Genomic DNA, 947 nt, shown 5'->3' with positions numbered 1-947 from the left:
GTGCTGCGCACACGACCCGCTCCGTGCTCGGCGTCGCCGTACCCATGGCTTCGGCGGTCGCCGACGTCGCCGCCGCCCGTCGCGACTACCTCGACGAGTCCGGGGGCCGCTACGTCCACGTGATCGCCGACGGCTCGATCGGTCGCTCCGGCGACCTCGCCAAGGCCATCGCGTGCGGGGCCGACGCGGTCATGGTCGGTTCGCCGTTCGCCCGCGCGACCGACGCCCCCGGTCGCGGCTTCCACTGGGGGGCGGAGGCGCACCACCACGACCTGCCGCGCGGTCAGCGGGTGCAGTTCGAGCAGATCGGCACGATCGAGGAGATCCTCTTCGGTCCCAGCCGGGTCGCCGACGGCACCATGAACCTGGTCGGTGCGCTCAAGCGGTCGATGGCGACCACCGGCTACACCGAGCTCAAGGAGTTCCAGCGGATCGAGGTCGTCGTCGGGTGACGACCGCGGCCGCGGAACCTGCCTCCCTGCGGATGGGCAGCGCCCGCGGTCGCTGGGTGCTGCTGACCACGGTGCTGGGCTCCGGCCTGGCCATGCTCGACGCGACGGTCGTCAACGTCGCGCTCGGCCGGATCGGCGACGACCTCGACGCCGGCTTCGGCGGGCTGCAGTGGACCATCAACGCCTACACGCTCACCCTGGCCGCGCTGATCCTGCTCGGCGGCTCGCTCGGTGACCGGTTCGGCCGGCGCCGGATCTTCCTGATCGGGGTGGTGTGGTTCGCGCTCGCGTCGCTGCTCTGCGGGCTCGCGCCGGACATCGGCACCCTGATCGCCGCCCGCGGGCTTCAGGGCATCGGCGGGGCGCTGCTGACGCCCGGCAGCCTGGCGATCATCGCCGCCTCGTTCCACGCCGACGACCGCGCGGCCGCGGTCGGCGCCTGGTCCGGCCTCGGTGGCGTCGCCGCCGCGGTCGGCCCGCTCCTCGGCGGCTGGC

General features: G+C 74.0%; 2 protein-coding genes. Both read left to right on the top strand.

The genetic code is table 11. From position 1 onward, the window contains the following. Positions 1-452, top strand: a 452-nt coding sequence (locus H0488_RS23415; RefSeq protein WP_183101558.1) for an IMP dehydrogenase, incomplete at its 5' end; no start/stop codon positions are given. 32 nt (positions 453-484) lie between these two features. Next, positions 485-947 (top strand): MFS transporter (locus H0488_RS23410; RefSeq protein WP_183101557.1); only part of this gene is annotated, 463 nt, incomplete at its 3' end.

Source organism: Nocardioides pelophilus (genome assembly GCF_014180685.1).
Lineage (GTDB): Bacteria > Actinomycetota > Actinomycetes > Propionibacteriales > Nocardioidaceae > Nocardioides > Nocardioides pelophilus.
Note: the sequence above shows the minus strand (reverse complement) of the source record. Positions and strands in the feature narration are given on the sequence as shown.